Origin of the sequence: Tychonema sp. LEGE 07196 (genome assembly GCF_963890365.1) — a bacterium.
GTDB lineage: Bacteria > Cyanobacteriota > Cyanobacteriia > Cyanobacteriales > Microcoleaceae > Microcoleus.
Map to the genome: position 1 here is coordinate 20638 of NZ_CAWPRX010000102.1, position 14179 is coordinate 34816.

General features: G+C 45.1%; 11 protein-coding genes and 1 pseudogene. 8 read left to right on the top strand and 4 right to left on the bottom strand.

The features are described from left to right. Positions 1-128 precede the first annotated feature (128 nt). From AACV78_RS12435 to AACV78_RS12450, 4 genes are all read left to right on the top strand, one after another. Positions 129-977, top strand: a complete 849-nt coding sequence (locus AACV78_RS12435) for a DUF2382 domain-containing protein (protein ID WP_194009912.1) — start codon at positions 129-131, stop codon at positions 975-977. Between the two features lie 265 nt (positions 978-1242). Then, entirely contained in the window at positions 1243-2136 is an 894-nt protein-coding gene (locus AACV78_RS12440) for a DUF2382 domain-containing protein (RefSeq protein ID WP_194009913.1), read from the top strand. 159 nt (positions 2137-2295) lie between these two features. Beyond that, positions 2296-2781, top strand: coding sequence for a glutathione peroxidase (locus AACV78_RS12445; RefSeq protein WP_194009914.1), 486 nt, complete (start codon positions 2296-2298; stop codon positions 2779-2781). Between the two features lie 793 nt (positions 2782-3574). Continuing rightward, positions 3575-4036 carry a VOC family protein gene (locus AACV78_RS12450; protein ID WP_194009915.1) on the top strand — a complete coding sequence of 154 codons (462 nt, stop codon included), beginning with the start codon at positions 3575-3577 and terminating at the stop codon, positions 4034-4036. 26 nt (positions 4037-4062) lie between these two features. On the opposite strand, the gene AACV78_RS12455 is transcribed toward AACV78_RS12450, so the two are convergent. After that, on the bottom strand, positions 4063-6684 hold the full coding sequence (locus tag AACV78_RS12455) for a PAS domain S-box protein (RefSeq protein ID WP_194074290.1): 2622 nt from the start codon (positions 6682-6684) through the stop codon (positions 4063-4065). Between the two features lie 144 nt (positions 6685-6828). Between AACV78_RS12455 and AACV78_RS12460 the strand changes: the two genes are divergently transcribed. Further along, positions 6829-7044, top strand: a complete 216-nt coding sequence (locus tag AACV78_RS12460) for a hypothetical protein (protein ID WP_194074291.1) — start codon at positions 6829-6831, stop codon at positions 7042-7044. Positions 7045-7914: 870 nt separating this feature from the next. On the opposite strand, the gene AACV78_RS12465 is transcribed toward AACV78_RS12460, so the two are convergent. Further along, positions 7915-10065, bottom strand: coding sequence for a sensor histidine kinase (locus AACV78_RS12465; protein ID WP_194067246.1), 2151 nt, complete (start codon positions 10063-10065; stop codon positions 7915-7917). A gap of 145 nt (positions 10066-10210) precedes the next feature. Next, positions 10211-10559: pseudogene (locus AACV78_RS12470) on the bottom strand (slr1659 superfamily regulator). Positions 10560-10574: 15 nt separating this feature from the next. Here AACV78_RS12470 and AACV78_RS12475 point away from each other — a divergent pair. The 3 genes from AACV78_RS12475 (at position 10575) to clpX (ending at position 13099) form a co-directional block, all read left to right on the top strand. Continuing rightward, on the top strand, positions 10575-10787 hold the full coding sequence (locus AACV78_RS12475) for a hypothetical protein (protein WP_228042206.1): 213 nt from the start codon (positions 10575-10577) through the stop codon (positions 10785-10787). Between the two features lie 108 nt (positions 10788-10895). Next, complete coding sequence (gene cynS, locus AACV78_RS12480; protein WP_194009919.1) at positions 10896-11339, top strand: cyanase; 444 nt, start codon at positions 10896-10898, stop codon at positions 11337-11339. A 380-nt stretch (positions 11340-11719) separates the two neighbouring features. Beyond that, complete coding sequence (gene clpX, locus AACV78_RS12485) at positions 11720-13099, top strand: ATP-dependent protease ATP-binding subunit ClpX (protein WP_194067248.1); 1380 nt, start codon at positions 11720-11722, stop codon at positions 13097-13099. A 177-nt stretch (positions 13100-13276) separates the two neighbouring features. Here the strand turns inward: clpX and AACV78_RS12490 are convergent, their stop codons facing one another. Continuing rightward, positions 13277-14053 carry a pentapeptide repeat-containing protein gene (locus tag AACV78_RS12490; protein ID WP_194067249.1) on the bottom strand — a complete coding sequence of 259 codons (777 nt, stop codon included), beginning with the start codon at positions 14051-14053 and terminating at the stop codon, positions 13277-13279. Positions 14054-14179: the final 126 nt, after the last annotated feature.

Consider the following 14179-nt stretch of genomic DNA (forward strand, 5'->3'; position numbering starts at 1 on the left):
TCACCGCACCAGGCACTATTCCTATAGTATTAAACGCCCTAAATTGTACACTTCAGACTTTAGGGAGATGTAAGTCAACCCAATTATTTTTTACTATAAATTTAATTAAACAAGCGAGGAAAAAACACATGACACTTCAAAGATTAGAAGAATTTTATCCTAACTATCAAGAAGAAATTTTTGCTGGAGACGACATCAAGGGATTTGATGTTTATGCAGGCGACTCTGATGAAAAAGTAGGAACCGTTTATGATGCTTTGGTTGATGAAACAGGTCGTTTCCGCTATCTGGTAATTGATACCGGTATTTGGATTTTTGGCAAAAAAGTATTGCTGCCGATCGGCTCTGCCCGCTTCGACTACGGAGCACGCCGCGTCTACGCTACAGGCCTTCGCAGCAAAGATCAAGCAGAAAGATTGCCTGCTTACAATGAATTAGAACCACTAGATTACGATCGCGAAGAACAGGTAAGAGGCGTTTACCGCAATCAAGGCACAGCCGCAACTGCCACTCCTGCTAGCTACGATCGCAGTAACTACAGCTACGATCTCGATCGCCCCCTCTACGACACTAACGAACAACAACACCAAAATCTCAAGCTTTATGAAGAACGCTTGATTGCCAACAAAACCCGCGCCAAAACAGGCGAAGTAGCAGTTGGCAAGCGCGTGGAAACTGAAACAGCGCGAGCTTCAGTACCTATCGAGAAGGAACGAGTCGTAATCGAGCGAGTAACGCCCGTAGAAGCGGGTAGAGTAGTTTCAGTCGGCGAAGCTGACTTCCAATCAGGAGAAGTTGCACGCATGGAAGTGTACGAAGAAACGGCCGACATTCACAAGGAAGCCTACGTGCGCGAAGAAGTCAACGTCAGAAAAGAAGTTGTCCGCAGCACGGTTGATGGCGAAGAAACCTTGCGCCGTGAAGAATTGGACATTAACACCGATGGCGCTCCGGTTGTAGATAATAAAAAGATCTAAACCAACTGCAGAAGGTATTGAATAGGAATTGCGGATTAATCACATAATTCTGTCACAGCGCTGATTTAAATTGTGCGATAGTCGCGCAATTCCTAGATGCAGACGGCGGTTGAAACCAGGTTTACAAAAACTTTCGTCCGTGCCAAACGGGCCCAAGAAAATAACGTAATTTTAACCGCCCGTTCTTCAGCCCGCTACTGTCGGGTGAAAGGCAAGTATAAACCTGGTTTCTACCGCCCCGTCTTTTTAGCAGGAAAATTTAAAAATGAACGGTCAAGCATCAGCCGAAAAAATAGCAGCGGCAAAATCAATTACTCGTCTCAACCGGGTGCCGGAAAAAGTCAGAACTAAGCTAAAAAGTTTTACAGTCAAAGACAATCAAGGTCACTTGGTAGGTAAAATAAAAGATGTATATTTTGATGAAAGCGGTCAACTAAACTTTGTGGTAGCAGGGCTAGGCAGCGAAAAAGCTCGGATATTTTTAGTGAGTATTAAGCTGCTAAAAAAAGTAGATTATCACCAAAAAGCCTTGTTTGTAAGTGTTAATTCAGATGAAGTCGATCGGCTGCCGGGAATTTCTGCAAATAGTGAGGCTCAGTCTGTAGAAGATTCCTCAGAAGCGCTGAATGAATTAACCAATAGCGAGTCAACCCAACCCTCAAAAGTTATGTCAAATCTAACAGATTCCGAGCGCCAAAATGAGAATTTGGAGACGAGTGAAGAGGATGAAGACTTTGATATTGTCGATCGAGAAGTAATTCGCCTGCTAGAAGAACGATTGGTGATCAATCGCAGCAAGCGCAAAGTCGGCGAAGTCATTGTCCGCAAAGAAATTGAAACTCGGATGGTACAAGTGCCCATCCAGTGGGAAAAGCTAATTGTCGAACAAGTCGGCGACGATCCGAAGGTGTTGGCCGAAATAGATTTGGGCGAGGGAAGCATCACGGGTATAGATTTGGCGGGAATTAAGCACGATCGCGATGAACCGACAGTTAAGGCTGAGTTTACCTCGGTACAGAAAGCCAGCAAAATCTTAAATTCGATCGCCTCTCAACCCCGCCACGGTTGCGTAAAAGTCCGCCTCGAACTCGTTCTGGAGAACCCGCAACTAGAGGAAACTTACCAAAAATGGATGACGGAAAGCCACTCCGACAGTTGAATAAAATTAGTTTGTAGCAAGGAATGCAAGTCCTCTGATTTTTATGAGGACTTGCATTCCTTACTAGCAACACCTATAAATTTTGAGCGATCGGCATACCGACCAAATCTGACCAAATTGCGGTAAAATCGTGGTGGTCAAATTTACAAGTATTTGAAAATGCCCAGCACCATCTCCGACATTAAAGTAAAAACGATCGCAGGCGCAGACAAGCAGCTAGGAGAGTACGCTGGTAAGGTACTCTTGATAGTTAACGTAGCTTCTCAATGCGGCTATACATCTCAATACAAAGGACTCGAAGAATTGAGCCAGAAATACAGCGCTGGGGGACTCAGGGTTTTAGGATTTCCCTGCAACGACTTCGGAGCACAAGAACCGGGAAGTAACGCAGAAATCGTCAATTTCTGTACGACCAAATACGGTGTCAGCTTTGAATTGTTTGACAAAGTACGCGCCAAAGGCAGTCAGCAGCACCCGCTGTACGCTACACTTACGAGTGAAGCCGACCCCAAGGGTGATGTTTCCTGGAATTTTGAGAAATTCTTAGTTAACAAACAAGGTGAAGTGGTTGCCAGATTCCCCAGCAGCGTAGCCCCAGATTCGCCAGAATTGATCGCCGCCATTGAAAAAGAATTGGCAAAATAAGCAGTTCGGCAACGAATTTTTTAAGGAATTTAACGGATGTTGAGGGAAGGGATAAGAAGTTGATCTGCTTTTTTTTTTAACTTTGAAAGCTGGTTTTTCTTCTCTTCCCCATTGTTTGCGGTTAGCATCAATTGAGAAATATCGGTGATGGGATTTAACTGGAGAATAATTTAATTTAATGGAAAATACATCGGGATTAGATTTAGCTGTAGGTTTACTAGCCTTCGCGATTCTGGGAGGCGGGCTGGCCATGCTGTTTGTAGGTATGGCATCGTTCCCTAAAGAAAAGTAACAATAATTGAGATTATATCCTGACTGCGACTCCAATCAAATTGGTTCGTAGTGAGGACTGCAGTCCTCCATTTTCTATAGAACCCATTTGACATCTTTGAGTTTTTGAGTTGGGTGATGAGAAATATAGAGAGAAACTGGTTTTTGAGATTTACGCTCATGGCGAGAAACCGGGTTTCTATGAGTTTTTGGTTGGGTGACGAGAAATATAGAGAGAAACCCGGTTTCTGAGATTTACGCAGAATAGATATCAAATGGGTTCTCTAAAAAGTGAAGTCCGAGCCATCAAAATTTGAATAAATTTAAAAGCATTCATTTTTAGAGCAACCGTCAACAAAATTAGGAAGTTATTAATTTCGTAAAACCTTGATTTGATTGCTTCTTTATTGTTTATTTTTTCTTCCTAATGACCAATGACTAATAACAATGATGAATGACCGATGACCAATGACTAATGACTAATGACTGATGACTTCTTCTATAACATTCGCAATTGACCACCATGCAAACTAGCGAAAACACCGTCAAAATTGTCCTCGCGCCGGGGAATTTGCGCCGCGTTCACCATATCGCTTTAAACGTGCGGGACATGAAAGCTTCCCGCTACTTTTACGGTACAATTCTCGGCTTGCACGAACTTGCAGGCGCAGAAATTCCCGCAAGTTTAACAGAAATGGTAGCAGCGGGTAAAGTGGCTAATTTCATCACCCCAGACGGGACTGTAATTGACTTATTTTGGCAGCCAGATTTGGAACCGCCAAACCCAAACCCGGAGAAAGCTTTTACTCGCGCCAACCACTTGGCTTTTGATATCGATCGCGATTTGTTCGATCGCGCGATCGAAGTGCTAAAATCTAATCAAATTGCGATCGACAGCGGCCCCGTCACGCGCGCTACAGGACGCGGCATTTACTTTTACGATCCCGACGGATTTATCATCGAAATCCGCTGCGATGCAGATTAAACGGTCGCTATCGGGTTTGGGGTGCGCTATCCACGCCCTACATTCACTAGATTTAGAGTTGTTTCACTTCCCTCTTTGCTAACAGGTTGCTTCGGCCAAGTAAATCTAAAAATTGCTCCTTCACCGACCGCAGATTCCAGCGAAATAGTGCCCCCTTGGTCTTCCACAATCTTCTTCACCAGCGACAAACCAATACCAGTATTTTCAACTTTATCGCGAGCTTCCAAGGTCTGAAAAATCACAAAAACTTTATCGTGATATTGAGCAGCAATCCCCGGCCCGTCATCGGCTACTGAAAATTCGTACACATCATCTAACTCTGTAACGGATATATTTACATGACCGGATTCACTTCGATTGTGCTTGATAGCGTTACTAATTAAATTAGCAAAAACCTGGTGCAACGCCAATTTTTCGGCTACAAAAGTTGGCATTCCCGGTTCAACTTTCACCTCAAATCCCGCCGGCGGTGCCAAGGAATCAATAATTTCTGCTAATAAATTCTCAACTTTTACCGTTTCTGAAGGTACTTGAATGCGCCCGACGCGGGAATATTGCAGCAGTCCCTCAATCAATCCTTCCATCCTGTGAACTCTGCCGCGCAGCAGGTTCATTTGGTGCAGAGTATCCTCTGTCATGGACTCGCTGAGGTCTTCTTCTATCCAACTGCTGAGATTGGCGATCGCCCTAAGCGGCGCTTTCAAATCGTGAGAAACTACATAAGCAAACTGGTCTAATTCTTGATTCCGCTTTCTCAAAACACTCGTCGTTTTAGCCAGCGACTGCGCCGTCCAACTCAACTCTCTAGCGCGCAACTTAAGGGACTCCTCAGCTTGTTTGCGTTCCCTAATATCCTCTATCACACACATCAAAAATTGACTGCCATTTTGTTCTCGCAGCAGCGAAACCGTCAAGTTTGTCCACACCAACTCTCTGTCTGGGCGGACAAAGCGCTTTTCTACACAGTAATTATCAATTTCTCCTGCTAACAATTGGCGCAAAAATTCTAATTCCTTTGCCAAATCTTCCGCAAAAGTAATCTTTTGAAATTTTTTATCCATCAATTCTTGGCGACTGTAGCCCAAAATGTCGCAAAGTTTTTGATTGACCAACATAAATTTGCCTTCTACACTGGTTTGGGCCATGCCGACTGCCGCTTGTTCAAAAGTATGACGAAACCGGAGGGCACTTTCAGCTAAGGCAATTTCTGAACGTTTGCGATCGCTAATATCGTTGCTGATTTCCAAAATTGCCACCGGTTGATCTTGCTCGTCGTGTTGCAAAGTCCACCTGCTGGCCACCGTTATTTTTGTGCCGTTTTGCTTGGTTCGCACCATTTCCCCTTGCCAAGAACCATGCTCAAAAAGCATTTTTTGAATTTCCTCAAAAGGCTGCTTCCATTCAGTTTGCAAAATCTCGTGAATATTTTTGCCTGTTGCTTCCGACTTCCGCCACCCGTAGAGCAACTTCGCCCCCAAATTCCAATAATAAATCTCCCCTTTCAAGTCTAGTACCGCGATCGTATCGTTCGCCAAATCTAGCATTTGCGCTTGCTTGCGGAGAGTTTCTTCAGTTTGTTTCCTTCCTCTGATATCGCGGCAAATCGCAATAAACAAGTGTTGATTTTTCAGACGCATTTCGCTGATAGCTAACTCCATCGGAAACTTGATTCCGTCGCTGCGAAGTCCCATTGTTTCTTGCTGGTAAGTTTTCAGCTTAGCATTAGGATTTAATGTAAAATATTCTATCGAATAATCTCCGGCGCTGCAGTGCGGTTGCGGTTGAGCTATCAGCCGGCGGAGGTTCGAGCCAATTGCGCGATCGGCACTTTTGCCAAAAATCTTTTCGGCTGCCGTATTAAAAGACTCAATATTTCCCCGTTCATCCAAAGTAATGATCGCGTCAGCCGCATTATCTACCACAGCTTGAATGCGAGTTTTGCTTTCTTCTAAGCCAGCTTCCCGCTTCCTCAATTCCTTCTCTAAACTATCAAATAAATACCAGCAAGCCACGGCACCCAAACAGCCGACAAGCAAACCGCCTATTTGCAGGAAATTAGTTAAATCTCTCAACTCCCGTATTTGCCGCTCTTGAGCGTTCTGGTAAGCTTTGTTTGCTTCACCAAACGCATCAATTTTATCGCGCAGCTTATCCATCTTCAATTTGCCTATACCGAACACCTGATTTATTTCTGGCGACGGCACTCTTGTTGCCGAACTATCGAGCTGCTTTAAAGTGTTTTGCAAGAAATTGATGTGTTGTTCGGTAATTGTTTTAATTTCTGCAAATTCCTGAGCTTGCGGTTGATTTTTCCCCACCCTCAACTTGAGTTTAGCTAACAGCGGAGGCAATTTTTTTTTTGCTTCTAAATAGGGTTCTAGAAATTCGGGGCGCTTCGTTAACCCGTAACCGCGAATTCCGGTTTCTGCATCCACCATTGCTGTTAACAAGCGGTTGGTTTCGTTAAGTATTTCCTTGTTAGTATTTGCTTGATTTCTGAGCTGTATGGCACTCTCGCGGAGTCCTGAAATTGCGATTAGTGAGGCAAACATACCAATCAAGGGGATGGCAACGATGACTGTTCCCCGCTGGCGAATTGGTCGGTTTGTCCAGATCAGTTGGACTAAGCGATCGAGCAAATACTTCACGGATCTTCAAGGAGAAAGTTTGCTGGCAGTATATCGCTTTTTGGCAATTTATGCTATTGATTAAGTTGTTTTTTTTGTTGGGCGCGAGCCCGGGCGTAACCGTGGAAACTAGATCCGGCCCGGGGCGATGGCTATCTGCTGAGAGTGACAACAGATTTTTTAGCCAGCTTTTTGAAGGGAGGCAATGAGAAGGAAAGGCGTTTGTTCGGCAACGATATTGTAGGCGAAACAGGAATTGTTGTTTCTGCTTTACCTGCGTTTTCGCTTTCGGCTTTTGCTTTCCAACTAGAGTCTGTTGCGGAAGGGTTCTCAACTGTTGCGATTACAGTAGTCCACCTGCCTGTAGCGGGATCGCGATGACAAGTGAAAGGATTTGTGTTTAGCGGTTGACTGCAAGGTTTAATCGACATATAGATGCACTCCTTTGATTCTGATAACTTGCGCGCTGTTGAAGGCGGCATTGCTATGAAGCCTGTAGAGGCTGCTGTTGGAAGGCCCTTCGGATTCGGTAAAAGACACCTATGGTGTTTCTGCCTCCTTAAGCCTGTGAGAATTCCTGATTTCCTGTTAACTTTTGCCTTCTAGTGGTTAGCGACCCTAGCATTATTTTTATCAAATTGTCTTTCTACAAGCAATCCCCCCTCAATCTGATTGAGGTGCGACTTTTGAATAATGCAGCGAGGCGCTAGATCCGGGCGACGGCACAAGTCTAGGATAATAAGATATTCTAAGCTGGGAACAAATATTATTGTGTGATGAGCAACAGAGGTCGATCGCGATCGGTGTCACAATTAACAGATTATGATCCTTAGGGATAGGTCTTTAGGAATAGCTCATATAGCCTGTCTCAAAAAGCTCAGGATTTTAGATTTTAGATTTTAGAGTGATGCCTCATTTTTGTGAGAACTGCTATAGCCTTTCGAACTCTCATAGAAGGTACTATGCGGTATAGGGCATAGGGCCTAGGGCACAGGGCATACCTCACGTTTTTGAGAAAGGCTATACATTAAGTGCGATCGATGACCACAACAAAAACGGTTCGTAGTGCGGACTTTATTGATTGCATTCAATCCACCGGACATGATATTATTAGGAGTTTGTCATTGAGAATCGGTTGACTAATGACTAATGACCAATGACTAATGACCAATGACCAATGACCAATGACCAATGACCAATGACCAATAACCAATAACCAATAACCAATAACCAATAACCAATAACTAATAACTAATGACTAATCTCAACTTGTGCCTTTAATTTAACAGTAAAAGTAGAGCCGACATCCAACTGACTATCAAGACTAATATCGCCGCCCATCATCTGACAAAACAAGCGGCTAATCGTCAATCCCAAACCGGTGCCGCCGTACTTGCGAGTAGTCGAAGCATCGCCTTGCACAAAAGGTTGAAACAAACTCTGCTGCTGCCCGACCGACATTCCAATGCCGGTATCAGATACCTGTAAATAAACCCAATTGCTGCCGCCTGCTGGTTCCCTAGTCGCGCTCAGCAGCACCGTCCCGCCTTCGGTAAACTTCAAGGCATTCGAGAGCAAATTGAAGAGAATTTGCCGGACTTTAGTTAAATCTGCGTACATAATTCCCAAATTCGGAGAGTAAGAAACCTGCAATTGATTGTGATTTTTTTCCACTAAAGGGTGCAAAGTTGCAACGACTTCTTCTATTAAATTGCCGATATCAAATTCTTCTAAATAAAGCTCCATCCGACCTGCTTCTATCTTAGACAGATCGAGAATGTCGTTGATTAAAGTCAGCAAGTGTTTGCCTGCGTTACGAATTTTTTGGGTATCGGGAATGATGTTTTTTAGTCCTGATTCGAGTGCTTCTTCTTGTAGCATTTCGCTGTAACCGATAATGGCGTTGAGCGGTGTTCGCAACTCGTGGCTCATATTGGCTAAAAAAGTGCTTTTAGCTCTGGAAGCTGCTTCAGCTTTGTGTAAGGCTTCTTGCAAGGCTATTTCGGCTCTTTTGCGCTCGGCAATTTCGATGCGGAGCAGTTTGTTGGCGGCGGTGAGTTGAGCGGTGCGCTGATCGACGGTCATTTCTAGCTGGGCTTTGGCTTTGGAAAGTGCTTCCTGAGCGCGCTGGCGTTCAAATCCTTCGATCGCCAGCGCGACCAAATTTGCTAAAGAATCGGCGAAGGTGCGTTCCTCCAGAGCCCACTGGCGGGGCGCGCCGTGTTCCAAGGAGAGGATGCCTACGATCTGACCGCCGAGCCTGATTGCTACATTTAATATAGATGAGTTTGGTTTGTTGGGATTCGGTAGCGCGGGGGAGTGTTGGGCTACCGGAGATGAGTGGCACAAATTTGTGGCGATCGAGTTTGAAGTGTTGGGCGCAGTTTTTAATGCTTTGTCCTCAGCTAAGTTTTCGCCCGGTGTGTCGCCTTCGACATCATCTAAGATTGATGAAAGTTGTAAATCGCTTGTCGCCGATAGGGGCTGGCGGCTCAAATGATTCTCGCTGGTGCGATCGTACAGGTCGAGACAAACTAATCTGAGGTTGGAGATTTTAAATTTAGAATGATTGACCAAATCTGGGTTTTCTTCTCGGGCGGCGGTTTCTGGATCGAGTGATTCTGTTTGGCTGCGGGCGATCGCTCGGTTGATAAAATTTAGCTGGGGTTCGATCGAATAGCGACTGCCAAATCTGAGATGGTTGTAAAGCCAGACGCTGACTTTTTCCACCTCCAAAGTACGGGCTGCAGCCTCGGTAATTTCGCGAATTCCCACATTCAGCGCACCGCTGTTGAAAGTCCTCTGCCGGCCTAGCTGCAACAAAGCCAGACTCTGGCGGCGGAGACGCTTTTCGCTCTCTTTGAGGGTTTGTTCTGCTTCCTTGCGCTGGGTGAGGTCGTACAAGGCGCACAATGCTGTCTGTTGACCGTTAAACAGCAGGGACTCAACGGAGATTGTGGCCCAGAAGGGAGTACCGTCTGACTTTTTGCAGTGGAGTTCGTAGTTTTGGAGGTATCCGTTTTTGGCGAGGGCTTCTAGTACCTTTGGGCGATCGTCCGGGTTTAAATAAAAGTCTGGGGTGCTGCAGCCGATCAATTTTTCTAGGGGTATGTTCAGCAGAGAAGCCAGTTGAGAATTCGCATACATAATTAAGCCGTCACCGAGGCGAGAAACCAATACCGGAACGGGAGTTGCTGAGGCGATCGCCCGAAACTGCTCTTCGCTCGATCGCAGCGCCACATCAGCTTTAGAGAGCAAGTGAGCGTCCATCGTGTCCGAATGTTCGGTAGTAGTCTCCAGCAAAATTTCTAGGTCAGCTTTTTCGCGCTTCAAGTTTTCAAGTTCCGCACTCAGCCGCTGAACGTCCAAAAGTAGCTGTTCTCTCGATGGTTCTTCCTGCATGGCAATTGACAATTGGTATTTTTTAGTTGGGTCGGAAGTTTTTTAAGGTTCGGGGCTAGCTTAACTATGACTTACGAGCCTTCACTTGAGTCTCCCGATCTCGGTTCTCGGACTTGGGGTGGGACTCACATAGAGCTTGGGCGATTTAGTATTTTAATTGTAAGTGCAAGGAAGGGATCGGCCGCTGTAAATTTTTCAGGATTTTTCCCCGCCAGGGTATTTGTTTAGAGCCTTTTAGGGTTATTTGAATATTTTTTTGCTGGCGCACTTCGATCGCAAATTTTGAGAGGATGTTAATTCCCGAACTATTTAAGAATTCTGGCTTTCGTAAGTCTAAAGCAATCGTGTTTGGCGAGGAGTCAGCAACGAACTCGAGCAGCACGGGCGATCGGCGCGTATTCTTGGGCCTGTTTGAGCCGGAACGAGCCGCAGCAGGTGATTGTTTGGGCAGCGCGATCGTACTCAATGCTATAATCTTTAACCTGAATCTCCATACTCAGTTGCCCGTTGTGAACGGTCAAGAAGTTGTGGCTGCGGTAGCCAGCCACCCGTGCGTCAGGCTGGAGCGATCGAATTTCTGCCTAAATGTTGCCCAATGCCTTGGTTGGTGTAATTTGCACTGCATCTACTGCCAACTCTACCATTGTGGCAGGGCATTTATGAGTTATTTTGCGATCGATCTGTTGCAAGTTGTGGAAGTTGACGAGACCAGCTTTTGCTGAAATTCCGAGTTATCAATTCAGTTTGTTTTTTCGCTTTGCTATTGACAAAATCCCCAAAATGTGAGAGAAATTTCACATCTAGCACCTCAGTGAGTTGGAGAATATTTAATGGCAATTTCTGAAATTACAGAAAAGCTTTTGGCTGCTAAAAAAGCTAAGGGAATTAGTTTGGCCCAATTGGAAAAACTTTTGGATCGCGACGAAGTTTGGATTGCTGCGGTTATTTACCGTCAAGCTACGGCATCGATCGATGAAGCAGAGAAAATTGCCTCAGCCTTGGGACTGTCGGGCGAGATGGCTGCGCTGCTGACCGAACCTCCGTTAAAAGGTTCTTTGGATGCTGCTGTTCCGGTAGACCCGTTGATTTATCGCTTCTATGAAATCATGCAGGTGTACGGAATGCCGCTCAAAGCAGTAATCCACGAAAAATTTGGTGACGGGATTATGAGCGCGATCGACTTTACTATGGATGTCGAGAAAGAAGCAGACCCAAAAGGCGATCGAGTAAAAATAATTATGTCAGGCAAATTTTTGCCCTACAAAAAATGGTAAGCCCGTGCCGCTTTGCCCGAAAGTGAAAATTTAAAATTTAAAATATGGTCGCAGGGCTGACGACTAATGACCGTGCCTCAAAAGTGCTAACTTAGAAATAGAGACCGCGAAGCTTGACCAGGCAAAAATTGAGACAAGCCCCTGACTTAACTCGTGTATATCCCCAAGTTTTAGACCAAGGTTCAACTTCAAAAATTTATTTGTGGAGTAAATCTCAAATCTCAAATCTCAAACTCGTACCCTCGCGAAGCCGAAGTATCTCAAATCGACAGACTGGCTTGGGTGTTCTTTCGGGAAATTTTTCTAGGGCAAAGATATCGCTCCCGCCGCAACTTCCCCAGTCAAAACAAGCAACCGCAACCGTAAAGTAAGAGGCAAATATGTCAAAGTATGACTCCAATCTCAGATGCTCCTTTTGCGGCAAGTCGCAGGAGTACGTCCGCAAGTTAATAGCTGGGCCCGGCGTGTACATTTGCGATGAATGCGTGGAACTGTGCAATGAAATTTTAGAGGAAGAATTTTTTGACTCTAGCAAAACAATTGGTCAACAGATTCCTCAATCAGAGGTGCGAGAGTCTCAGGGACAAGGAACGCGACGCCCGAGTCGATCGAACAAATCTAAAATTGTCTTAGCCCAAATTCCCAAACCCACAGACATTAAACAGCATTTAGACAACCACGTCATCGGCCAGCACTCAGCCAAAAAAGTCCTTTCTGTCGCAGTTTACAACCATTACAAGCGCTTGAGCGCCGACCAAGCCAAAGACAGCGGCAAATCTTCCCCCGACGGCGATGTCGAACTGCAAAAATCCAACATCCTGCTAGTCGGGCCCACAGGTTGCGGTAAAACTTTGTTAGCGCAGAGTTTGGCGCAAATGCTCGAAGTTCCTTTTGCGGTAGCCGACGCAACGACGCTGACAGAAGCTGGATATGTCGGCGACGATGTAGAAAATATCTTGCTGCGACTGTTGCAAATGTCGGATTTTGATGTCGAATCAGCACAGCGCGGGATTATTTATATTGACGAAATTGACAAGATTGCTCGCAAAAGCGAAAACACTTCGATTACCAGAGATGTATCGGGAGAAGGAGTGCAGCAAGCGCTGCTGAAAATGTTGGAAGGAACGGTGGTTAATGTTCCCCCGCAAGGCGGCCGCAAACATCCTTACCAAGATTTTATTCAAGTTGACACGAGCAAGATTCTATTTATTTGCGGCGGTGCTTTTGTCGGTTTGGAAAAAATAGTCGATCAGCGTTTGGGTAAAAAATCCTTGGGCTTTATTCAGCCAAATGAAAGTGACAGCAACTCGACAATGGCTGCGAAGGATAAGCGGGCTGTTGATATTTTGCAACAGGTACAGCCGGACGATTTAGTTAAGTTTGGTTTGATTCCTGAGTTTGTCGGGCGGATTCCGGTGGTGACGGTGATTTCGCCGCTGGATGAAGCGGCTTTGATGCAGATTTTGACCGAGCCCCGGAATGCGCTGGTGAAGCAGTATCAAAAGCTGTTGAAGATGGACAGTGTGGAGTTGGAATTTGAGCCGGATGCGCTGCGGGCGATCGCCCAGGAGGCCTACCGCCGCAAAACCGGCGCGAGAGCTCTCCGCAGCATTTTAGAGGAGTTAATGCTGGATGTGATGTACGAGTTGCCTTCTCGCAAGGATGTTGCCAACTGTACGATTACCAAGGAAATGGTCGAGAAGCGATCGACTGCGGAATTGCTGTGGCATCCCGCATGGCGGAAGCACGAAACTGCATAATTTGAAGGGTGGGCAATGCCCACCTTGTTTTTTAAGGTAATATAAATCATACCAAATCAATTAGCATCGGAATTATCGATCTCTTTCTTCTCTTCCTCTGCGTTCTCTGTGGCCTCTGCGGTTAAATCATTCCGATGCAACAATTGATATCACTCGACGATTGAAATCGCTTCATACTTATTTCTGACTCAATATTTCCAAAAACTCCTGCACAACTAAATCGGGTTGTTGGCTGCATCGGGTAGAATCGTAATGCTTGATAAGACTGATGCCGGAATCTATTAAAAGCCCGCACATTTCATCTTCTGTTGCGTTTCGATCGGATGATTCGCTGTCAATTTTCAGCATTCCTAGCTTGTTTTGGTGAAATATCAGAAAGTCAGCTTCTTGGTTTTGTCTCCCTTCCGGTGTGGCGAGTCGGAGTTGGGAGTTGGGGATGAAGAGTGTGGAAGTGCGATCGAGAATTTCGGCTATTTTCACTTGTGCGTCGCAGTGAAAACAAAAACCGTTCCAGTCAATTTCTTTATTTGAGTTAGATAATTCAGTTTCATTATTAGAAGTTATTTTATCTAAATCAGCTTGAACATAATCAGCTTCATTCAAGTTTGCGAATAATCTAGCCCCGCTGAGATTTGCACCGCTGAGATTTGCACCGCTGAGGTTAACTTCGATGGTCAGATTGCGCTGTAAATTCACTTGACTTCGCCGTAGATATCGCTTTAATACAGATTTAAGATTATCTTTTTTAACTTTTTCGTCTAGTGCTTTTGAAAGTAGTTTCCACAGTTTAGCACCAGCATCTTTGATATAATCGTATTCATAGCCTGCGGTTTTAGCAATTTCTATATAAGACTGCCCTTCCCAGGATTGACGAAACACTATTTCTTGAACTTTGTTGAGGCGATCGTAGTTGAGGGCTGTTTCTGCGATCGTGATGGCTTCGTCAACAGTCATGTGTGAAAGTCCCTTACTAGCGGAGCGTTAAGGTAGGCTTAGTATAGATTGTACCGCAACAGGGAGCTAATCTTACTTTTTTATTACTATTTTATTACTTTTTATTACTGTTGAAGCTGCTATTAA